Annotated in this window: 17 protein-coding genes; 13 read left to right on the forward strand and 4 right to left on the reverse strand. The window is 60.7% G+C overall.

Annotation, left to right across the window (positions count from 1 at the left end):
• The first annotated feature begins 4 nt into the window (after positions 1-4).
• Together efeB and efeO are read left to right on the forward strand one after the other, a co-directional pair.
• Entirely contained in the window at positions 5-1,315 is a 1,311-nt protein-coding gene (gene efeB / locus AC3IUE_RS16730) for an iron uptake transporter deferrochelatase/peroxidase subunit (protein ID WP_489262984.1), read from the forward strand.
• 25 nt (positions 1,316-1,340) lie between these two features.
• Positions 1,341-2,165, forward strand: a complete 825-nt coding sequence (gene efeO, locus AC3IUE_RS16735) for an iron uptake system protein EfeO (protein ID WP_489262985.1) — start codon at positions 1,341-1,343, stop codon at positions 2,163-2,165.
• 136 nt (positions 2,166-2,301) lie between these two features.
• Here the strand turns inward: efeO and pssA are convergent, their stop codons facing one another.
• A complete protein-coding gene (gene pssA / locus AC3IUE_RS16740) occupies positions 2,302-3,645 on the reverse strand; it encodes a CDP-diacylglycerol--serine O-phosphatidyltransferase (protein WP_489262986.1) in 1,344 nt (447 codons plus the stop codon).
• 216 nt (positions 3,646-3,861) lie between these two features.
• On the opposite strand from pssA, the gene AC3IUE_RS16745 reads away from it, so the two are divergent.
• The gene (locus AC3IUE_RS16745; protein ID WP_008152706.1) at positions 3,862-4,425 is read left to right on the forward strand and encodes a TetR/AcrR family transcriptional regulator; all 564 of its coding nucleotides are present in this window, start codon (positions 3,862-3,864) and stop codon (positions 4,423-4,425) included.
• A 56-nt stretch (positions 4,426-4,481) separates the two neighbouring features.
• Entirely contained in the window at positions 4,482-4,958 is a 477-nt protein-coding gene (locus AC3IUE_RS16750) for a nuclear transport factor 2 family protein (protein WP_096511704.1), read from the forward strand.
• Between the two features lie 116 nt (positions 4,959-5,074).
• Here the strand turns inward: AC3IUE_RS16750 and sfnG are convergent, their stop codons facing one another.
• Complete coding sequence (gene sfnG / locus AC3IUE_RS16755; RefSeq protein ID WP_489262987.1) at positions 5,075-6,169, reverse strand: dimethylsulfone monooxygenase SfnG; 1,095 nt, start codon at positions 6,167-6,169, stop codon at positions 5,075-5,077.
• Between the two features lie 358 nt (positions 6,170-6,527).
• Here sfnG and AC3IUE_RS16760 point away from each other — a divergent pair, with 358 nt between their 5' ends.
• On the forward strand, positions 6,528-7,766 hold the full coding sequence (locus tag AC3IUE_RS16760; RefSeq protein WP_489262988.1) for an acyl-CoA dehydrogenase family protein: 1,239 nt from the start codon (positions 6,528-6,530) through the stop codon (positions 7,764-7,766).
• Between the two features lie 206 nt (positions 7,767-7,972).
• Positions 7,973-8,752, forward strand: coding sequence for a TSUP family transporter (locus AC3IUE_RS16765; protein ID WP_056745930.1), 780 nt, complete (start codon positions 7,973-7,975; stop codon positions 8,750-8,752).
• Here AC3IUE_RS16765 and nudC read toward each other — a convergent pair.
• Together nudC and AC3IUE_RS16775 are read right to left on the reverse strand one after the other, a co-directional pair.
• Positions 8,720-9,550, reverse strand: a complete 831-nt coding sequence (gene nudC / locus AC3IUE_RS16770; protein WP_489262989.1) for an NAD(+) diphosphatase — start codon at positions 9,548-9,550, stop codon at positions 8,720-8,722. The two genes, AC3IUE_RS16765 and nudC, sit on opposite strands and share 33 nt — an antisense overlap.
• 6 nt (positions 9,551-9,556) lie before the next feature.
• Entirely contained in the window at positions 9,557-10,369 is an 813-nt protein-coding gene (locus tag AC3IUE_RS16775) for a crotonase/enoyl-CoA hydratase family protein (protein WP_489262990.1), read from the reverse strand.
• Between the two features lie 561 nt (positions 10,370-10,930).
• Between AC3IUE_RS16775 and glgA the strand changes: the two genes are divergently transcribed.
• The 7 genes from glgA (at position 10,931) to AC3IUE_RS16810 (ending at position 22,708) form a co-directional block, all read left to right on the forward strand.
• Entirely contained in the window at positions 10,931-12,517 is a 1,587-nt protein-coding gene (gene glgA, locus AC3IUE_RS16780) for a glycogen synthase GlgA (RefSeq protein ID WP_056745924.1), read from the forward strand.
• A 13-nt stretch (positions 12,518-12,530) separates the two neighbouring features.
• Positions 12,531-14,327 (forward strand): malto-oligosyltrehalose trehalohydrolase, encoded by a 1,797-nt coding sequence (gene treZ, locus AC3IUE_RS16785; RefSeq protein ID WP_489262992.1) that lies wholly within the window; start codon positions 12,531-12,533, stop codon positions 14,325-14,327.
• Positions 14,324-16,402: a 4-alpha-glucanotransferase gene (malQ, locus tag AC3IUE_RS16790; protein ID WP_489262993.1), complete on the forward strand. Its 2,079-nt coding sequence runs from the start codon at positions 14,324-14,326 to the stop codon at positions 16,400-16,402. The genes treZ and malQ overlap by 4 nt, the downstream gene beginning before the upstream one ends.
• Positions 16,399-19,185, forward strand: coding sequence for a malto-oligosyltrehalose synthase (locus AC3IUE_RS16795; protein WP_489262994.1), 2,787 nt, complete (start codon positions 16,399-16,401; stop codon positions 19,183-19,185). The genes malQ and AC3IUE_RS16795 overlap by 4 nt, the downstream gene beginning before the upstream one ends.
• A gap of 21 nt (positions 19,186-19,206) precedes the next feature.
• Positions 19,207-19,527: a DUF2934 domain-containing protein gene (locus AC3IUE_RS16800; protein ID WP_461998535.1), complete on the forward strand. Its 321-nt coding sequence runs from the start codon at positions 19,207-19,209 to the stop codon at positions 19,525-19,527.
• Positions 19,528-19,641: 114 nt separating this feature from the next.
• On the forward strand, positions 19,642-21,801 hold the full coding sequence (glgX, locus tag AC3IUE_RS16805; RefSeq protein WP_489262995.1) for a glycogen debranching protein GlgX: 2,160 nt from the start codon (positions 19,642-19,644) through the stop codon (positions 21,799-21,801).
• 148 nt (positions 21,802-21,949) lie between these two features.
• Positions 21,950-22,708 (forward strand): PIG-L deacetylase family protein, encoded by a 759-nt coding sequence (locus tag AC3IUE_RS16810; RefSeq protein WP_461998537.1) that lies wholly within the window; start codon positions 21,950-21,952, stop codon positions 22,706-22,708.
• The last annotated feature ends 218 nt before the right edge of the window (positions 22,709-22,926 follow it).

The following is a 22,926-nucleotide window of genomic DNA, read 5'->3' on the forward strand; positions in this document are numbered from 1 at the left end:
ACCGATGAACGATTCAGAACAATTCAACCTCCAGCGTCGCCGGGTATTGATGGGCATGGGCGCCGCCGGTGTGGCATTGGCCGGCACCGCGCTCAGTTGCCCGGCCATGGCCGCCAGCCCGGCGCAAGTGACCGAAGCGCCGAGCAGCGACAAGACTGAAGACCGCCACGCGTTCCACGGCATGCACCAGACCGGCATCGTCACCCCGCGCCCGGCCTCCGGCATGTTGGTGTCGTTTGACGTATTGGCCAGCGACCGCGAAGACCTGGAGCGTTTGTTCCGCACCCTCAACGAGCGCATCGCCTTCCTGATGAAGGGTGGCCCGGTCACGCAGGTCGATCCGAAACTGCCGCCGGTGGATTCGGGAATTCTCGGCCCGGTCGTCACGCCGGACAACCTGACCATCACCGTGTCGGTGGGCGAGTCGCTGTTCGATGAGCGCTTCGGCCTGGCCGCCGCCAAACCCAAGCGCCTGATCCGCATGGTCGGTTTTCCCAACGATGCGCTGGAAGCCGATTGCTGCCACGGCGACCTCAGTTTGCAGTTCTGCTCCAACACCACCGACACCAACATCCACGCCCTGCGCGACATCGTGAAAAACCTGCCGGACTTGCTCCTGGTGCGCTGGAAACAGGAAGGCAGCGTGCCGCCCCAGGCCCCGGTCAAACCCGGCGTGCCAGCGCAAAGTGCACGCAACTTTCTCGGTTTTCGCGACGGCTCGGCCAACCCGAATTCCAACGATGCCAAGGTCATGGACAGCATCGTCTGGGTCCAGCCCGGCAGCGACGAACCGGCCTGGGCGGCCAATGGCAGCTATCAAGCGGTGCGAATCATCCGCAACTTCGTCGAGCGTTGGGACCGCACGCCGCTGCAAGAACAGGAAAGCATTCTCGGCCGGGTCAAGAGCACCGGCGCGCCCATGGGCGGCGAGCATGAAACCCAGGTCCCGGACTATGCCAAGGACCCGGAAGGCAAGCTGACCAAGCTCGATGCGCATATCCGCCTGGCCAACCCTCGCACCGCCGCGACCCAGGCCAACCTGATCCTGCGTCGGCCGTTCAACTACTCCAACGGCGTGAACAAGAACGGTCAGCTGGACATGGGTCTGCTGTTCATCTGCTATCAGGCGGATCTGCAAAAAGGCTTCATCACCGTGCAAACCCGACTCAACGGCGAGCCTCTCGAGGAATACCTCAAACCGGTCGGCGGCGGGTATTTCTTCACCCTGCCCGGGGTGACGGGCGACAAGGACTTCATCGGTCGTTCGCTGCTTGACGCCACGCAACCAACTCTTCAACCAAAAGCAACCGCATAACCCACCCCCAACACGGAACCGTGCCATGAAAAAGTCGCCATTCGCGTTACTGCTGACCCTTGGTTTGCTCAACATCCCACTTTCGGCTTTCGCGGCGACGGCACAGCTGGAGTTGGTGGGGCCGATCTCGGACTACAAGATTTACGTGACTGAACAGCTCGATGAGCTGGCCAGCCACACCCAACAATTCACCGATGCCGTGAAAAAAGGTGACCTGGCCACCGCCAAAAAGCTCTACGCCCCGACCCGCGTCTACTACGAGTCGATCGAGCCGATTGCCGAGTTGTTCAGTGACCTGGACGCGTCCATCGACTCCCGTGTCGATGACCACGAAAAAGGCGTGGGTGCCTCCGACTTCACCGGTTTCCACCGCATCGAATACTCGCTGTTTTCGGAAAACAGCACCCAGGGCCTTGGCGAACTGGCCGATGGCTTGAACAAAGACGTGAAAGACCTGCAAACCCGCGTCGCCGGCCTGACCTTCCCGCCGGAAAAAGTGGTGGGCGGCGCTGCGGCGCTGCTTGAAGAAGTCGCTGCGACCAAGATCTCCGGTGAAGAAGATCGCTACAGTCACACCGACCTTTATGACTTCCAGGGCAACATCGACGGCGCGAAGAAAATCGTCGATTTGTTCCGTCCGCAGATCGAAAAGCAGGACGCGGCCTTCATAGCCAAAGTCGACAAGAACTTCGCGACGGTGAACAAGACGCTGGCCAAGTACAAAACCAAAGACGGTGGTTTCGAGACGTATGACAAGGTGAAGGAAAACGACCGCAAGGCGCTGGTCGGGCCGGTGAATACGCTGGCTGAGGATTTGTCGACGTTGCGTGGGAAGTTGGGGCTGAACTGAGATTTGTAGTGTTTGAGCGGGCCCAATCGCGAGCAAGCTCGCTCCCACAGGGGGGGTTGTGTCGATCACAAATCCAATGTGGGAGCGAGCCTGCTCGCGAAGGCGTTTTGAAGGGCAGCACATTTGCCCCGCCGTGCTACAGAATCCGGTACAACAACCGCTCGATCCGCACACGACTCACGCGCTTGAGAAACTTGGCTACCCCCGCCGGGTATTCCAGCAGCGTTTCCAGTTCCTGATAACGCTCGATGCGGCGGGTGTTCTCGAAAATCTCCGCCAGCTCTTTACGACGCGGCTCCAGCAGTTCGCCTTTCGGATCATCAATCAGCAAGGCGTTTTCCAGATCGAGTCGGAACGCCCGCGGGTTGAGGTTGTTGCCGGTCAGCAAGGTGTAGCGCTGATCGATCCACATGCCCTTGAGGTGATAGGTGTTGTCGCCGTCACGCCACAGATGCAGGTTCAACTGGCCGCTGTCGACGCTGCGATGATGACGCTTGGCGAAACGCCGCAGGCTGATCTCGTAAAGGTACGGCAACGCCGAAATCACCTTGAACGGTTCGCTCGGCGGGATGTAGAAGTCGTTGGCCGTCTTGTCGCCGACGATGATGTCGATCTTCACGCCCCGCGCCAGTGCCCGGTTGATTTCCCGGGTCACGGGCAGCGGCAGGTTGAAGTACGGCGTGCAGATGGTCAGTTGATGCTGAGCGCTGGCGATCAACTCGCAAATCACTCGACTCAACGGGTTGTTCTTACCGACACCAAGCAATGGGCTGACCGACAAACCACCCTTTTCCGTGGTGCCTGTCGTGGTGTCGTACGCCGCGTGCTTGAGGCGGCTGCGCAAGTCGCCGATGTCGTTGCGCAGGCTGCGGGTGGTCGGCAGGTTCGGCAAATCCAGACGATGCACCGCTTTGGAGGCGATCAGACCGTGCTGGACCAGGTGCTGCATCGAATCGGCCAGAGCGCTGTTCTGCAGCAGGTGATAACGGTCGTAGCGGTACTTGTCGAATTTGTGCAGGTAAACGTTGTTCAGGCTCGCGCCGCTGTAGATCACGCAATCGTCGATCACGAAGCCTTTCAAATGCAGCACGCCGAACAGCTCTCGGGTCTGCACGGGAACGCCATACACCGGGACTTCACTGGCATGAGTCCGGGTGGTTTCCTGATACCAGGCCGAGTTGCCCGGCTGCTTGCCGGCGCCGATCAAGCCGCGCTGAGCGCGCAACCAGTCAACCACCAGCACCACGTCCAGTTCCGGACGCGCCAGTTTGGCGGCGTGCAAGGCATCGAGAATTTCCTGGCCGGCTTCATCCTGTTGCAGATAGAGCGCGACGATATAAATGCGCCGGGTGGCGCTGGCGATCTTTTCCAGCAGGCACCGACGAAACTCGGCAGCGCCGGAAAGAATGGTGACGGCATCGGCGGTCAGCGGAAAACTGCGCAGTTTGGGCAGCAGAGAGCGTTTGAAAAGCGACGGCATAGGGCTCGCAAAAAGGTCGAATCCGAAGAACCCGAGAGCTTACACCATGGATCGGTTCGGGTCTTGTTACTGACTGTAATGCCCCCATCGCGAGCAAGCTCGCTCCCACATTTGAAATGCGTTCCCCTGTGGGAGCGAGCTTGCTCGCGATAGCTATTTTGTATGCGACGAAATATCCGCTTGACCAAGGAGAACGATCGTTCTACTGTTCGCCACATGAACGAAATAACCAGCAACGACACACGCGACATCATTCTGGATGTCACCGAAAAGTTGATCTACAAAAGTGGCATCGCTGCCACCGGGATGGATCTTCTGGTGAAAACCGCCGGCGTCTCCAGAAAGAGTATTTACCGCTACTTCGCCAACAAGGAGGAGCTCACCGTCGCGGCCCTGCAGCGCCGTGATGTGCGCTGGATGCATTGGTACAGAAGCGAAGTCGACCAGGCTGAAACACCGGCCGACCGGCTGCTCAACCTGTTTACCGTACTCAAGGCCTGGTTCGCCTCCGAAGGCTTCCGTGGCTGTGCATTCATCAACACCAGCGGCGAAACCGGCGACCCGCAAGACCCGGTTCGCCTGGTTGCCAAAGACCACAAACAGAAGCTGCTCGACTACGTGCGCGAGCTCTGCACCGAACATGGCGCCACAGACCCGGAGACGCTGGCCAAACAGCTGCTGATCCTGATCGACGGTGCCATTACCGTGGCGCTTGTCATGGGTGATCACAGTGCCGCCGATAATGCGCAATGCATGGCGCGAAAGTTATTGGACCTGTAACACTTCAACCAAGCCCGACAACTTGCTAGAACTTTACTTTGATAGGGAGACTATTAATGTCTAATGCCGAAGTTCGTCCGCCATTGCCGCCATTCACCCGTGAATCGGCCATCGAAAAAGTACGTTTGGCCGAAGACGGCTGGAACTCCCGCGACCCGGAACGGGTGTCGCTGGCCTACACCCTGGACACCAAATGGCGTAACCGCGCCGAGTTCGCCTACAACCGCGAAGAAGCCAAAGGTTTCCTGACGCGCAAATGGGCCAAGGAACTGGATTACCGCCTGATCAAAGAACTTTGGGCCTTTACCGGCAACCGCATCGCCGTGCGTTATGCCTACGAATGGCACGACGACTCGGGCAACTGGTTCCGTTCCTACGGCAACGAAAACTGGGAGTTCGACGAGAACGGTTTGATGGCCAATCGGTTTGCCTGCATCAACGACTTGCCGATCAAGGAAAGCGACCGCAAGTTCCACTGGCCGCTGGGCCGTCGTCCTGACGACCATCCAGGTCTGTCCGACCTGGGCCTGTAAGCACTGATCCAATGTGGGAGCGAGCTTGCTCGCGATAGCGGACTATCAGTCAACATTGATGTTGAATTTGTTGACGCCATCGCGAGCAGGCTCACTCCTACAGGGGTTTGTGGTGTTCAGGCTACCGCGGCCTGCTGCTTGGCCGCTGCCTTGGCTTCCAGCTCACGCACCAATGGCAACACCCGCTTGCCGAAATACTCCACCTCTTCCTGAAAGTGCAGAAACCCCGCCAACACCAAATCCACGCCCACCGCTTTCAGCGCGACGATCCGCTCGGCAATCTGCTGCGGCGTACCGATCAGGTTGGTCTTGAAACCGTCGTTGTACTGCACCAGATCCTCGAACGTCGACTTGGCCCAGTTGCCCTCGCCCTCAGGTGACGCCCTGCCCGCCTGCTTCGCGGCATCGCCAAACGCATTCACCGCCGCCGGGTCCGCCTGATCGATGATTTGCGCCAGCACGGCTCGAGCTTCTTCTTCGGTGTCGCGGGCAATGACAAACGCGTTCACGCCGACTTTCACCGAATGATTGTTGGCCGCCGCCTTGGTGCGGATGTCATCGACCTGGACCTTGATGCCTTCCGGGGTGTTGCCGTTGGTGAAGTACCAGTCCGAAACCCGCGCGGCCATGTCCCGAGCCGCGCGGGAACTGCCACCCTGGAAGATTTCCGGCTGACCGAGCGGTTTGGGTTTGAGGCTGTAGTTGTCGAAGCGGTAGAAGTCGCCGCGAAAGGTAAAGTTGTCCTCGCTCCAGATGCCCTTCAACGAGCGGATGAATTCTTCGGAGCGGCGATAACGCTCGTCGTGTTCCAGCCAGTGTTCGCCAATCGCCTGGAACTCACCCTTGAACCAGCCACTGACAATGTTCACCGCCACCCGGCCGTTAGTCAGCTGGTCGATGGTTGCCAATTGCTTGGCCGCCAGTGCCGGTTGCCAAGGGCCGGGCAGGATCGCGGCGATCACTTTCAGTTGGGTGGTGGCGGCCAGCAGCGCATGGCTGAAGGCGACGGATTCATGCTGGTACTCGGCGCCATAACCGGCGGTGAAGCGGATCTGCGTCAGGGCGTATTCGAACCCCGCCTCTTCGGCCAGCTGCGCCAGTTTGCGGTTGTAGTCGATGCCCCAGTGGGTGCGTTGCTCGATCTTGCTGACCACCAGCCCGCCGCTGACGTTCGGCACCCAGTAGGCAAATTTGACGGCTTGCTGACTCATTGGCATGTCCTCGGGACTTTAGGGAAGTCCTTGGGTGAGAGCAGCAACCGTGCCAGCGCTGAAACATGGCTTGCAGGACGACTGTCTTGAGCCGGGCGAGAACCCTGTGGGAGCGAGCCTGCTCGCGAAGGCGGCTTAACATTCAACATCATCGTTGACTGATACACCGCTTTCGCGAGCAGGCTCGCTCCCACAGTGATTTGCGGTGTGTCAGGGCAATTTGCTGCTTTGTTGTTGGTACAGCAACAGTTCACGCGACATCGAAAACCACACGCCCCAGCAAATCCTGGCTACCGCTACCCGGCATGGACCGTGCAATCCCCCCTTGGAATTCACTGCCGATCCAAGGAGCCGTCCCATGACCGAACATCAGGTAATCAATCCGCTGTCCATTGGCACCGACTACGAAGCGCTGGCCGCAAGGTTCCGGCCGATTTTCCAACGCATCGCCGCCGGTGCCGTTGAGCGCGAGCAGTCCCGCACCCTTCCGTACGAACCGATTCAGTGGCTCAAGGATGCCGGTTTCGGCGCCGTACGGATTCCGGTTGAATACGGCGGTGGCGGTGCATCCCTGCCACAACTGTTTGAGCTGCTGATCGAATTGGCCGAAGCCGATTCCAACGTGCCTCAGGCCTTGCGCGGGCACTTCGCCTTTGCCGAGGATCGCTTGAACTCGGCGCCCGGGCCGGCGCGGGACCTGTGGTTCAAGCGCTTCGTCGACGGTGACATCGCCGGCAATGCCTGGACCGAAATCGGCAGCGTGGCGATTGGCGATGTCATCACTAAAGTCTCGCCTCACGGTGACCAATGGAGGCTCAACGGCGAGAAGTTCTACAGCACCGGCAGCCTGTTTTCCGACTGGATCGACGTGTACGCGCAACGCAGCGACACCGGCGGCGACGTGATTGCTGCGGTCCGCACTCGCCAACCGGGCATCGTGCAGAGCGACGACTGGGACGGTTTCGGCCAGCGCACCACCGGCAGTGGCACCTCACGGTTTATCGATGCCGACGTGGAGGCCGAGAACATCCTCGACTTCGCCACCCGCTTCAAATATCAGACTGCGTTTTATCAGCTGGTGCTGCTGGCGACCCTGGCCGGGATCGGTCGCGCGGCGTTGCGCGATGTGGCGCACCAGGTACGTGAACGCAAACGCATCTACAGCCATGGCAATGCGCAGCACGTCAGCCAGGATTCGCAAGTGCAGCAAGTGGTCGGTGAAATTGCGGCACTGGTGTATGCGGCCGAGGCCAGCGCCTTGAAGGCTGCGCAACCGGCGCAGCGGGCTTATCTGGCGCGATTCTCGGGTGATGAAGCCTTGGAACAGGCAGCGAATGTCGCGGCGGAAATCGAATCGGCCAAGGCGCAGGTGGTAGTGTCGGAGCTGATCCAGCGAGCGACCACAGAACTGTTCAATGCACTGGGGGCTTCGGATACTCGGGTGGGTAAATCGCTGGACCGGCACTGGCGCAATGCGCGGACGGTGTCGTCGCACAATCCGGTGATCTACAAAGCGCGGATTGTCGGGGATTGGGCGATCAACGGGACCGAGCCGCCGTTTGTGTGGCAAATCGGGAATGGTCCGCAGGTCAAGTGATGTGTCGTCAGGGCTGACGCCATCGCGAGCAAGCTCGCTCCCACAGGTGATCTGCGGTGCGGCATAGATCAAATGTGGGAGCGAGCTTGTCTCCGGGCGGCGATCCGACGATAGGGCCAGAGCGGTCGCCGCAGTAGTTGGATATAGGTAAGATATCGGCCCTTCCCCGCAGCCCTGTCCTGCACCCCGCCGAATAAGCCGATTCCATGCCTTTCGAACTCAGCGTTGACCTCACCACCCTGGCCATTCTGGCCCTCGTCGCTTTCATTGCCGGTTTCATCGACGCCATTGCCGGCGGCGGTGGTTTGTTGACCACTCCGGCGCTGCTGACCGCAGGCCTGCCGCCGCATCTGGTGCTGGGCACCAACAAACTCAGTTCGACGTTCGGCTCGGCCACCGCCAGTTTCACCTTCTACCGACGCAAGCTGTTCCATCCAAGGCAGTGGATGCACGCCATTGTCGGCACGCTGGTGGGCGCGCTGACCGGTGCCGTGGTCGCTCACTACCTGCCGGCGGAATGGCTGAACAAGATGCTCCCGGTGATCGTTTTCGGCTGCGGCGTCTATCTATTGTTTGGCGGCACGCCGAAAGCGCCGCTGGACAGCGACGCACCGATCAAGAAAAAGTGGCAATCGACCCAAGGCTTCGGCCTCGGTTTCTACGACGGCGTTGCCGGTCCCGGCACGGGTGCGTTCTGGACCGTCAGCACGATGCTGATGTACCCCATCGACCTGGTGAAGGCCAGCGGTGTGGCGCGCAGCATGAACTTCGTCAGCAACATTGCGGCACTGTCGGTGTTCGTGTTTTCCGGGCAGGTGGACTGGATCATCGGCCTGAGCATGGGCCTGTCGGTGATGATCGGGGCGTTCTTCGGGGCTCGCACCGCCATCAGCGGCGGTGCGAAGTTCATTCGCCCGGTGTTCATCACCGTGGTGCTGGGCTTGACCGTGCGGTTAGCCTGGCAACACTGGTTCAGCGTGGCCTAAGCGCTGCGCCACATAGACGTCGATCAGGTAACGGGCAATCGAGCGTGACGCCGGCAACGGCGGCAGCTCATGAACGTTGAACCACTGGGCGTCTTCGATCTCGTCTTCCTGACACACGATCTCGCCACCGGCGTATTCGGCATGGAAACCCAGCATCATCGAATGCGGGAACGGCCAGCACTGGCTGCCCATGTACTGGATGTTCTTGACCTCGATCTGCACTTCTTCGCGGACTTCGCGAATCAGGCAGTCTTCGGCCGACTCGCCCGGCTCGGCAAACCCCGCCAACGTGCTGTAGACGCCGGTGACAAAGCGCGGCGAACGGGCCAGCAGGACTTCATCGCCCCGGGTCACCAGCACGATCATGCTCGGCGAAATGCGCGGGTAGCTGCGTAAATCACACGGCTCGCAATACATCGCCCGTTCCCGGGTCACTTGGGTCATCGCCTGCCCGCAGTTACCGCAAAAACGGTGTTCGCGGGCCCAGGTGCCGATTTGCGCGGCATAACCGAGTACCTTGTAAACCGTATGGTCGCCTTCGAGCATGAACGCCCGCAGGCCTTTCCAGTTGCAGCCCGGCACGTCGCTGTGACTGCGCAGCTCCAGTAAATAGACCGGTTCGCCGTCCAGGTGACCGATGCCATGTTCAGCAAGGATCGACAGGTCCTGGCGCTTGAGCCATTCACGGGGGAACAGCGCGCCATTGTCATCGAACAGAAAGCCTTCGGGGCTGCGCGCCACCGCCCAGCCGCCCGGTTGGTCGGTGTCCAGTACTGCAGTGGTCCAGCGTGGAGTCATTTTTAATCAATCCAGAAATTCGGGTTTCTGTTTGCTCATATGGGCGGCCATGGCCACGCGCAAATCGTTGGATTGCAGCATGGCGGCGTTCCAGGTGGCGACGTATTCGAGGCCGTCATCGATGCGATGGTCGCGCATGTAGCTGATCATCTCTTTGGTGCCGGTGATCGCAATCGGCGACTTGCTGACGATCTCGCGGGCTATGCCCATGACACCGTCAAGCAGGCTGGCGGTGTCGCTGTAAACACGATTGACCAGGCCCATGCCACGCGCTTCTTCGGCACCGAACGTGCGACCAGTGTAAGCCAGTTCACGCAGCATGCCGTCACCGATGATCCGCGGCAAGCGTTGCAAAGTGCCAACGTCGGCCGCCATGCCGATGTCGATTTCCTTGATCGAGAATTGCGCGTCTTCAGCAGCGTAACGCATGTCGCAGGCAGCAATAAGATCGATGGCGCCACCCAGGCAATAACCCTGAACCGCCGCCAGTACCGGCTTGCGGCAATTGTCGACGGCATTGAAAGACGCTTGCAGGGCGAGGATCTTGCGGCGCAGCAGGCGCGCGTTGCGACCCACGTCCTTGCCCAGTTCATTGGCCACGCCGGCCAGCATCATCAGGTCGATGCCAGAAGAAAAATGCTTGCCCGCACCACTGAGCACCACCACCCGGACTTCGTCGGTGTCGTCGACCCACTGGAAAATCTCGATGATCTCGCTCCAGAACGCGGCATTCATCGAATTGATCTTTTCCGGCCGGTTGATCTGCACATGGGCGATTTTATCGGCCAGTTCGACGGTGAACGCAGTGTACTGAGACATGGCAGTGATCCTTTTACCGGGCAGAAAATGAGGCCCGGACTATAACAAGGCATCAAGGCGGACCGTAAGGCAGCGGTTCGGCCAAAGACGGGACTTAGCCTGCGCACCACAACGGTGCGCGAGCATTGCCGCGCCTCGCACATTCATGTGACATCTCGACTTTTTTTTGAGGCAAAAAGGTAAAAAAACATGCCCTTCGTCGGTGCGTTTCTCCCTCCAGGCGGTACGTCCGTACCTCTTTAAACCGATTGTCGAACAATTTTGCCATCTGGCCTCACACGCTCTAAGTTCTGGCCTAGACTCAGTTCCGCGGGGCGAAACCGGTCGGTCACAAAGCGGAAAGAAAGTCGAAACTTTTGCCGGTCGTGACGGGTCAGCTTAAAAGGAGGTGCGTTGCGACTGGTGCAATCCTTGCAACGATCTCTACAGCCATTCTGCTTCATCGTATTGGCAGCGCTTGCTCACCGATGCGTAGCGCGTTTGCGCCCGGCCACAGGAATTGGCCACGAAACACCGTTTGTGCCAGACCTAAGAATTAGATCAACAACACGGGAGATTCATATGATCAGTGCGGCTTTAGATATTCAGGGAGAACGTGCTCATCAGCAGGTCGGCGAAACGAGCGCCGTGAGCGCCCCAAGCCACCAATCGATCAGCGTCCCCGGCACCAAGACGCTGGCACCGGTGGCCAGTCAGAATCCCAACAAGAAGAAAGTCCTGTTCGTCACCTCGGAGATTGCCGATCTGGTGAAAACCGGAGGTCTGGGCGACGTTTCCGCAGCGCTGCCGCGAGCCATGGCTCACTTGCACGATGTGCGCGTGTTGATCCCCGGTTACCCGCAAGTGCTGCACAGCGAGAACCCGATTCATATCATTGGTGAGCTCGGTGGTCACGCCGCGTTGCCCCCCTGCAAAATCGGGCGCATGGACATGCCCGACGGTCTGGTCATTTACGTGTTGATCTGCCCCGAACTCTACGAGCGCGAGGGTTCTCCTTACGGTGCCAACAACGGTCGCGACTGGCCGGACAACCACATCCGTTTCGCCCGTCTGGGCCTGGCCGCCGCCGATATCGCCGCCAACCTTGCACAAATTCACTGGTGCCCGGACCTGGTGCACGCCCATGACTGGCCTGCCGGTCTGGCACCCGCTTACATGCACTGGCGTGGACAGCGCACCCCGACGCTGTTCACCATTCATAACCTCGCCTACCAGGGCGTGACCAGTCTTGGGTCGTGCCCGGAACTGGGTATTCCCCTGCATGCCTTGCAACAGGAAGGCATGGAGTTCTACGGCAAGATGTCGTTCCTCAAGGCCGGCATGGCTTATTCGAGCCACATCACCACCGTCAGCGCCACCTATGCCCAGGAAATCACCACCCCGGCCTTCGGCTGCGGTCTCGACGGTTTTCTTGCCGCCAAGACCCAGCAAGGTCTGCTCAGTGGTATTCCCAATGGCATCGATGAAAGCTGGGACGCCGCCACCGACCCGCACCTGTTCTGCCCCTTCAAAATTGGCGATTGGGAAGGCAAAGCGGTCAACGCCGCCCACGTGCGTGAGTTGTTCGGCCTGGACGATAGTGAAGGTCCGCTGTTCGCCGTGGTTTCGCGACTGGTCTATCAGAAAGGCCTGGACCTGACCGAAGCCGTCTCCGAGTACATCGTCAAATCTGGCGGGCAGATCGCGATCATCGGTCGTGGCGAACCGGAAGAAGAACAAGCCATGCGTGAACTGGCCCTGCGCTTTCCAGGCCAGATCGGCGTGCGCATCGGTTTCAATGAGACCGACGCCCGTCGCATGTTCGCCGGCAGTGATTTCCTGCTGATGCCTTCGCGTTACGAGCCTTGCGGGCTGAGCCAGATGTACGCCCAGCGCTTCGGTTCGTTGCCGGTGGCACGCAACACCGGTGGTTTGGCCGACACCATTGAAAACGGCGTGACCGGTTTCCTGTTCGACGAATCCACGGCCGAAAGTTACGAGGAAGCCCTGAGCCGGGCCTTCAAGGTTTTTGCCTTCCCCGACCTGCTCAATGCCATGCGCTGCCGGGCCATGGCCGCGCCTTTCAACTGGTGCAAGGCGGTCGAACCGTACGCCGAACTCTACGAAAAACTGGTGACCAAGGCGCTGGGTAAATCGGGCAAACATTAAGAGGTTTTCATAGATGCCGTTACGGACCCTTGAGACCTGGCCCCACGGCGCAATCATGCTGGACGCAGAGCACACGCGTTTTGCCTTGTGGGCGCCAGATGCGTTTTACGTCAGTGTCGAACTGGAAGATGGACAGTCCTTGCCACTCCTGCCCCAGGCAGATGGCTGGTTCGTGATCAACACCCGCTGCCCTGCCGGCACGCGTTACCGCTACAACATCGACGGCGAGCTGGAGGTGCCCGACCCGGCCTCCCGCGCGCAGGCCGGTGATATCGACCGCCACAGCGTGGTGGTCGATCCACTTGCGTATCAATGGCAACACAGCGCCTGGCTTGGGCGGCCGTGGAATGAGGCGGTGATCTACGAATTGCACGTCGGTGCGCTCGGCGGCTTCAGCGAAGTCGAGCAGCACCTGGCGCGCCTCGTGGAGCTGGGCATCAGCGCGATCGAACTGATGCCGCTGGCGCAGTTCCCCGGCGATCGCAATTGGGGCTACGACGGGGTGCTGCCCTACTCGCCCCAAGCCTCCTACGGCACTCCCGAACAACTCAAGCACCTGATCGACACCGCCCACGGCCATGGCCTGGCGGTGATTCTCGACGTGGTCTACAACCACTTCGGTCCGGACGGCAATTACCTGCATCGCTACGCCAAGGCCTTCTTCCGCGAAGACAAGCACACCCCGTGGGGTGCGGCCATCGACTTCCGGCGGCGCGAGGTACGGGACTTCTTCATCGACAATGCGCTGATGTGGTTGCTGGAGTACCGCTTCGACGGTTTGCGCCTGGACGCGGTACACGCCATTGAAGACCCTGACTTTCTTCAGGAACTGGCGCAAAAGGTTCGCCAGCAAACCGATCCGGCCAGGCATGTGTGGCTGACCGTTGAAAACGAACACAACCAGGCCAGCCTGCTCGAAGAAGGCTTCGACGCGCAGTGGAACGACGACGGCCACAATGCCTTGCACGTGCTGCTGACCGGCGAAACCGACGCCTATTACGCCGACTATGCGCAAAACCCCACTGAACAACTGGCCCGCTGCCTGAGCCAGGGCTTTGTGTTTCAAGGCCACGTGACCCGTCACGGTACAACCCGTGGCGAGCCCAGCGGTCATTTGCCGCCCAGTGCTTTCGTGCTGTTTCTGCAAAACCACGACCAGATCGGCAACCGCGCCTTGGGCGAACGGCTGCATCAACTGGCCAACCCCGATGCGCTCAAGGCAGCCACGGCATTACTGCTGTTGTCACCGATGATTCCGCTGATGTTCATGGGCGACGAGTTCGCCGCCGAGCAACCGTTCCTGTTCTTCACCAGCCATCACGGTGAGCTCGCGGAGTTGGTCCGCGAGGGACGCCGTAACGAGTTTGCAGCCTTCAGCGCGTTTGCTGATCCGCACAAACGCGAGCAGATTCCCGACCCCAACGCGCGCCAGACCTTCGAGGCTTCACGCCCCGAGCTGACATCAACCCGACAATCCGCCATGCACGATCTGTATCGCCAACTGTTGCAGATCCGCCATCAGCAGATCATTCCCCGCCTGCCCGGTGCTCAAGCATTGGGCGCCGAGGTGCTGGCCACAGGCGCGGTAACGGCGCGCTGGCGACTGGGCGATGGCAGTCAGCTGCGCATTGACCTGAACCTCAGCGACACGCCTGTGGTCCACTCCCCACAGGCCGACGCTTCGTTGTTGTTCGAATACCCGCCACAGTCAGCCGGTCTGTTGGATCAGGGCACCCTCGCCCCGTATTGCGCGCTAGTCAGCCTCACGGCCGCAGCCCCTTTGCTACCCCCGGATGGAGAGCGCCAATGAGCGATGCGCAATTGGAAATACTGGCCAGCCGAGCTGGCCTGGCTGTCGACTGGATCGACGCCAACGGCCGCCCACAGAAAGTCGCTCCATCGGTGTTGCGTAACGTCCTCACAGGACTCGGCCACCCGGCCGGCAGCGCTCAGGAAATCGACGCCAGCCTGCTGGAACTGCAGCAGGTGCAACAGACCCGACACCTGCCGCCGCTGCTGACCGCAGACTTCGGTGTCGGCCTGAGCCTGGCGCATTACTTTGAGCCCGAAACACCGTGCGAAATCCACCTTGAAGATGGCTCGCGACTCAACCTGAAACTGGATGCCGAGGCGATACTGCCCGGCCTGATCCCGGTCGGTTATCAACACGTCAGCATCGACGGCCAGGAATTTACCTTGGCCGTTGCACCGTCTCGCAGCTACAGCGTCGGCGATGCCGTCGACAGCCCGATCCCGCGTGCCTGGGGCCTGAGTGTGCAGCTGTACTCGCTGCGTCGTCCGGGTGATGGTGGTTTCGGCGATACCCAGGCGCTGGAAGACCTGGCCCGGGTGGCCGGTGAACGCGGCGCCGAAGCATTGGCGATCAGTCCGCTGCATGCCATGTTCAGCAGCGACACCCAGCGTTACAGCCCGTATTCGCCGTCCAGCCGTTTGTTTCTCAACAGTCTGTACGCCGCACCGGGCGCCATCCTGGGCGATCGAGCATTGCGCACCGCGATTGATACCACCGGCCTGGCGGCAGAACTCAAGCACCTTGAAGCCATGCCGTTGATTGATTGGCCGGTGGCGGCCGAAGCCAAACATCGCCTGTTGCAGGCGTTGTACGAAGGCTTTGTCCAGGGCGAACACCCGTTGCATGCCGACTTCAGCAGCTTCCGCCACGCTGCTGGCGAAGCCCTGGAAAACCACTGCCGCTTTGAAGCCATTCAAGAATCCCGCGCTGCCAAGGGTGAAAGCCTCGACTGGCGGCAGTGGCCCGAGCCATGGCAAAACCCGCGCAGCGCGGCCCTGGCCGAATTCGCCGAAGAGAACGCTGGGCGCATCGGCTTCTTCGCCTTCTGCCAATGGCTGATCACCCGCTGCCTGGAACGCGCACAAACCGCCGCCCGCGGCGCCGGCATGAGCATTGGCCTGATCGCCGATCTGGCGGTGGGTGCCGATGGCGGCGGCAGTCAGGCCTGGAGTCGTCAGGACGAGTTGCTCGCCTCGCTGACCGTGGGCGCACCACCGGACATCCTTAACCGCACCGGTCAGGGCTGGGGGATTTCCGCGTTCTCGCCCGAAGGTCTGGTACGCAATGGCTTTCGTGCCTTCATCGAAATGCTCCGCGCCAATTTTGCCCACGCCGGTGGCCTGCGCATCGATCACGTCATGGGCCTGCAACGGCTGTGGGTGATCCCCAATGGCGCGTCACCCGCCGACGGCGCCTACCTCTATTACCCGGTGGACGACCTGCTGCGTTTGCTGACCCTCGAGTCCCATCGGCATCAGGCCATCGTCCTCGGTGAAGACCTCGGCACCGTGGCCGATGGTCTACGAGAAAAGCTCATCGCCCGCTCGATCCTCGGCATGCGCGTGCTGCTGTTCGAACAGGACAACGCGCACTTCAAACCGATTCTCGACTGGCCGGACAACGCCCTCGCAACCACCAGCACCCATGACCTGCCGACGCTCAATGGCTGGTGGCATGGCCGCGATATCGACTGGAACGCCCGACTGGGCCTGGTCGACGCCCCGGGTGAAATCGAATGGCGCCACCACCGCGAACGCGAGCGTGAAGGCCTGCGCAGGGTGTTGAGCGAGGACCCGCAGAACTTTCGCGAAGAGTCCCATGAAACCGATCAGGTGCTCGACGCCGCGATACGTTTCCTCGGTCATACCCGTGCACCGCTGGTGTTGCTGCCGCTGGAAGATGCCCTGGGCATTGAACAGCAGGCCAACTTGCCCGGTACCACCGACACGCACCCCAACTGGTCCCGACGCCTGCCCGGCGACAGTGAAGCGTTACTCGATGACGCGGACGCCGCCCGACGCCTGGAACTGCTCGCCTGTGCGCGGCTTCAGGCGGCCGAGCGTGACCAATGACGCAAACGCTTACCCAACCGCTGCGGGCCACCCTGCGGCTGCAGTTCCATAAAGACTTCACGCTGGACGATGCGGTGCCGCTGGTGCCGTACTTCGCTAGCCTCGGCATCAGCCATGTCTATGCGTCCCCCCTGCTGAGCGCCCGCGCCGGCTCCATGCATGGCTACGACGTCGTGGACCCGACCACGGTCAACCCGGAGCTGGGCGGAGAAGCGGCGCTGCGGCGTTTGGTCAGCGCATTGCGCGAGCTGAACATGGGGCTGATCCTCGACATCGTCTCCAACCACATGGCCGTCGGCGGTGGCGATAATCCCTGGTGGCAGGACTTGCTGGAATGGGGACGCCTGAGTCCTTACGGCGAGTTCTTCGATATCCAGTGGCATTCACCCGACCCGTTGATGGAAGGCCAGTTACTGCTGCCTTTCCTCGGCAGCGACTACGGCATCGCCTTGCAGGACGGCACCCTGCCCCTGCGCTTCGATGGGCAAAAGGGTGCGTTTTATGTCGAGCACTATGAGCATCACTTCCCGATCTGCCCGACGAATTACGGCGAACTGCTCAGGACCGATGACCCTCTGAGCACCGAATCGCTCAAGTCGCTGGCAGACCGTTTCAGCACCTTGAGCTACCAGACCGACGCCCACAGTCTGGCGATACCGCTGAAAACAGAGCTGCGTGAACTGGCCAGCGATCCGGCGATTCTGCAAGCCATCCAGCAAAACCTAAGCGCTTACGACTCGCTCACGCCCGAAGGTTTCCAGCGCCTGCACCTGTTGCTTGAACGCCAAAGCTATCGCCTGGCCAGTTGGCGCACGGCGGCAGATGACATCAACTGGCGGCGTTTTTTCGATATCAACGAACTGGGCGGCCTGCGCGTCGAACGTCCGGCCGTGTTCGAAGCCACCCACGCGAAAATCTTCGAATTGGTGGCCGAAGGCCTCGTTGACGGACTGCGCATCGACCATATCGACGGCCTCGCCGACCCTCGGGGTTACTGCCGCAAATTGCGGCGGCGGGTCGACAGCCTATCGCCGGATCGGCACCTGCCGATCTACGTCGAGAAGATCCTCGGCGAAGGTGAAACCCTGCACCGTGACTGGTCGGTGGATGGCACCACGGGTTACGAGTTCATGAATCAGCTGTCGCTGCTGCAACACGCTCCGGAAGGCGCCGACACCTTGGGCGAACTGTGGAATCGCTACAGCGAACGGCCCGCCGATTTCTGTCAGGAAGCGCAACTGGCCCGCCAGCAGATCCTCAACGGCTCCCTTGCCGGAGACTTCGAAAGCGTCGCCCAGGCCCTGTTGCAAGTGGCCCGGGATGACCTGATGACCCGCGACCTGACCCTCGGTGCGATCCGTCGGGCGTTGCAGGAATTGATCGTGCATTTCCCGGTGTACCGCACCTACATCAGCCCCCGTGGGCGGTTGGCTGAAGACGATGTGTTTTTCCAGCAAGCCATGGACGGTGCCAGACAAACCCTCGGCGAGGCCGACTGGCCGGTGCTCGATTGCCTGGCTGGCTGGCTAGGTGGTGAATCATGGCGCAAACGCCCGTTGGGCCGGCCGCGCAAGATGCTCAAGCATGCCTGTGTGCGTTTTCAGCAACTGACGTCGCCGGCGGCGGCGAAGGCTGTGGAAGACACCGCGTTCTATCGCTCGGCGATGTTGCTGTCGCGCAATGACGTGGGGTTCAGCACCGAGCAGTTCAGCGCGCCGGTGGCCGATTTCCATGCGGCGTGCATCAGCCGTCTCGAAGCGTTCCCCGATAATTTGCTGGCCACCGCGACCCACGACCACAAACGCGGCGAAGACACCCGCGCGCGCCTGGCGGTGCTAAGCGAGCGCAGTGCCTGGTACGCCGAGGAAGTCCCGTTCTGGCGAACCCTCGCACGCCCCCTGCGCGACGACGACCAGATGCCGACTGCAGGCGATGAGTTGATCCTCTATCAAGCGATCCTCGGCAGTTGGCCGCTCGATTTGCGCAGTGACGATCAAGCAGCCTTGGAAAACTACACTCAACGCCTGTGGCAGTGGCAACAGAAAGCCTTGCGCGAAGCCAAGTTGCAAAGCAGCTGGAGCGCGCCGAACGAAGCTTACGAACAAGCGGTTCAGCAATTCCTGCAACGTCTGCTTCTGAGCCCCGAAGGTGAGCTGTTACGCGCGGCCCTCGGCAAAGCAGCCAAGAGCATCGCCGTCCCCGGCGCCCTCAATGGGTTGGCGCAAACCTTGCTGCGCATGACTGTGCCGGGGGTACCGGACCTGTATCAGGGCAATGAGTACTGGGACTTTTCGCTGGTCGATCCGGACAACCGCCGGCCGGTGGATTACGCCAGCCGTCAGCAGTCGATGCAGACGCCATTGGCACTGCCCGAGCTGTTGGCAGACTGGCGCGACGGGCGCATCAAGCAAACCCTGATCGCTCAGGTGTTGAACCTGCGACTCGAGCACACCGAGCTGTTTCGGCGAGGGACGTATCAAGCCCTGGAAGTCGTCGGCAGCCAGGCTCACCGGGTGCTCGCATTTGCTCGCTCGCTGGAAGGAAAACGCGCCATCGTGATCGTACCGATACGCTGCGCCGAACTGCTGAAAAACAGTGCCGAACCCCGAATTGACGCGCCGCTGTGGGGCGATACACGGGTCAAATTACCGTTCACCGCCCCTGATGAAAATTTGAAGGGACTTTTTTCAAGCACAACAGTCACACCCCAAAGGGAGTTGAACATCAGCGACGCGCTAGTGGATTTCCCGATCAATCTTTTTATCCAAACTACCCACACTTGAGTTCAGTTCAGGAGCATTGCGATGAGCACAAACGATAAACGCATCCGCGAATTCGCCTATCAAATCTGGGAATCGGAAGGAAAACCCGAGGGCCAGGACGCTCGCCACTGGGAGATGGCCCGCAAACTGGCTGAAGCCGAAGCCCTGGCACCGAGCAAATCGCCAAAAGCCGCTGGCAGCAAAGCCGCCGTCAAGGCCCCTGCCAGCAAAGCCAATGGCAAGGCTGCCGAGCCAACAACCAAAGCCAAAGCCAAGCCTGCCGCGGCGTCGAAGGTGATCCCTCCGGGCGAAAAAGCTACTGAGAAAAAGCCTCGAGCAGCGCGTAAACCGCCCGCTGTCTGACGCCTCTCACCCGTGTCCTGATTGACCTCGTGGCGAGCCTTCTCGCCACCGAGGGCTCGCTCGCCCTCAAAAAAAACCAGAGCCAAGAACTGTCCCCCCTTTGCAGGAGCACCTATGACCAGTCCGAAGAAAGCCGCGCCAGAACCTCAGGTCGAGGCCTCGCGAATCCGTGAAGGCTTGCCCTTCCCGCTGGGCGCGACCTGGGATGGCCTGGGGGTCAACTTCGCCTTGTTTTCCGCCAATGCCACCAAGGTCGAGCTGTGCATCTTCGATGATGCCGGCGAGGTCGAACTGGAACGCATCGAACTGCCGGAATACACCGACGAGATCTACCACGGCTACCTGCCCGACGCGCATCCGGGGATGATCTACGGCTACCGTGTCTATGGCCCGTACGACCCGGCGAACGGTCATCGCTTCAACCACAACAAACTGCTGATCGACCCCTACGCCAAACAACTGGTCGGCCAATTGAAATGGTCCGAAGCCCTGTTCGGCTACACCATCGGCCACCCCGACGCCGACCTGAGTTTCGATGAACGTGACAGCGCGCCGTTCGTGCCCAAGTGCAAGGTGATCGACCCGGCCCACACCTGGGGTCACGACCATCGGGTCAGCGTGCCGTGGGACAAAACCATCATTTATGAGACTCATGTGCGCGGTTTCAGCATGCGTCACCCCTCCGTCCCCGATAACGTGCGCGGCACCTTCGCCGGGTTGATGGTCGATGACGTGCTGGAACACATCCGCAAGCTCGGTGTGTCGACGGTGGAATTGCTGCCGATTCATGCCTTCGTCAACGACCAGCATCTGTTGCACAAAGGCATGACCAATTACTGGGGCTACAACAGCATCGCGTTCTTCGCCCCCGACCCGCGTTACCTGGCCAGCGGCAAGATCGCCGAGTTCAAGGAGATGGTCGCGCACCTGCACGAAGCCAATCTTGAAGTGATTCTCGACGTGGTCTACAACCACACCGCCGAGGGCAATGAACAAGGCCCGACCCTGTCCATGCGCGGCATCGACAACGCCTCTTACTACCGCTTGATGCCCGACGACAAGCGCTTCTACATCAACGATTCCGGTACCGGCAACACCTTGGACCTGAGTCACCCGTGCGTGCTGCAAATGGTCACCGACTCCCTGCGCTACTGGGCTTCGGAAATGCACGTCGACGGTTTCCGCTTCGACCTGGCGACTATTCTCGGGCGTTACCACGATGGCTTCGACGAACGTCACAGCTTCCTTGTGGCCTGCCGGCAGGACCCGGTGCTGCGCCAGGTGAAGATGATTGCCGAAGCATGGGATTGCGGCCCCGGTGGCTATCAGGTCGGTAACTTTCCGCCGGGTTGGGTCGAGTGGAATGACAAATTCCGCGACACCGTGCGTGCGTTCTGGAAAGGCGACGACGGCCAACTGGCGGACTTCGCCAGCCGCATGACCGCCTCCGGCGAGATGTTCAATCAGCGGGGCCGACGGCCGTATGCCTCGGTGAACTTCGTCACCGCCCACGACGGTTTCACCCTGAACGACCTGGTGTCGTACAACGACAAACACAACGAAGCCAACGACGAGAACAATCAGGACGGCAGTAACAACAACCTGTCCTGGAACCATGGCGTCGAAGGCCCGACCGACGATCCCGAGATCAATGAGCTGCGTCAGCGGCAGATGCGCAACTTCTTCGCCACGCTGCTGCTGTCCCAAGGCACGCCGATGCTGGTGGCCGGCGACGAATTCGCCCGCACCCAGGAGGGCAACAACAACGCCTATTGCCAGGACAGCGAGATCGGTTGGGTCAATTGGGACCTGAGCGAAGACGGCAAGTCCCTGCTCAAGTTCGTCAAACGGCTGATCAAGTTGCGCCTGACCTACCCGATCCTGCGTCGCGGCCGGTTCCTGGTGGGCAATTACAACGAGGACATCGGCGTCAAGGACGTCACCTGGCTCGCGCCGGATGGCAGCGAAATGTCCATCGAACAATGGGAGGAAGGCCATGGCCGCTGCCTCGGCATGCTGATGGATGGCCGCGCCCAGGAAACCGGTATCCGCCGCAAAGGCGCCGACGCCACCCTGCTGTTGGTGGTCAACGCCCATCACGACATCGTCAATTTCCTGCTTCCGGAAGTGCCAGACGGCGGTTTCTGGACCTGCATGATCGACACCAACCAACCGTCGATTCGGGGTCAGGAACGCTTCGAGTTCGGGCACGAATATTCCGTCACTGGTCGTTCGCTGCTGCTGTTCGAATTGCAGCGTGAGGAAGAAGAGTGAAATGGACCTTCAGGGATAGCCCGGATAAAAAAACGGACTGAATGGCGCATCGAGTCGACGAATAGCGTGACATGAGCAATACTCTGCTCGCGGCAATCCAGGGTTTGGAGCGCCGCACATTGCTATCAACGAGAACAAGGACGTAGCCATGAAATCGGTTTCCATCAGTGAAAGCATCCCGCCAGTACAAATCTGGAACAGCGCCCCGCAACTGGACAACATTCCTGTCATCAGCACTCAGACCCTGGTTCCCGCTGGCGCACGCGCCGTGGTGATTGCTCCACATCCCGGCGATGAAGTCGTGACCTGCGGCGGCCTGCTGCAGTTGCTCAGCGCCTTGGGTCATCCCCTGCAATTGATCTCGATTACCGACGGCAGCGCCAGCCATCCGGGCTCGCAGCAGTGGTCGGAGAAACGCTTGAGCGTGTTCCGCCCCCAGGAAAGCCTCGAAGCCTTGCGCCGGCTCGGGCTGCCGATGCACAGCCTCAAATGGATTCGTGGCGGCTTCACCGACAACGGCCTGGCCGAACGGGAATTTCAGATGTCTCAATTCATTGCCCGTTATTTACGCCCCGGGGATGTGGTGTTCAGCACCTGGCGCGAGGATGGCATTGTCGACCATGACGCCGTCGGCCGGGCCAGCGCCAAGGCCGCAGCCATGGTCGGTGCGGCGTTCAATGAAGTACCGGTCTGGGCCTGGCACTGGCCAACGCGTGATCGAGGGCTCATCCCCTGGCATCGCGCGCGCAAGGTGCGCCTGGACACCTGGACCGTCGCGCGCAAAAGCCACGCCACCCACGCCTACGCCAGCCAGCTCGACGGCGAACCGGCCATCGGCCTCGCCCCACTGCTGCCCCCGGTGCTTCTGGAACGGATACGGCAGCCCTACGAAATTGTCTTCGTCTGACGTAGCGCTGGTAGCAGCCTGTAGCAGCTGTCGAGCCTGCGAGGCTGCGTTCGGCTGCGTAGCAGTCGTCTATCCAGAGCATGGAGTTTGCCTGACACACCGCGTTGCCGGGTCTCACGACTGCTTCGCAGCCGAACGCAGCCTCGCAAGCTCGACAGCTGCTACAGTTTTCGGTGAACGGTAGTTACGACGAATCACTCTGAACTGCCCGCCGCTGC

The sequence above is a fragment of the Pseudomonas sp. GL_093 genome (genome assembly GCF_057837605.1).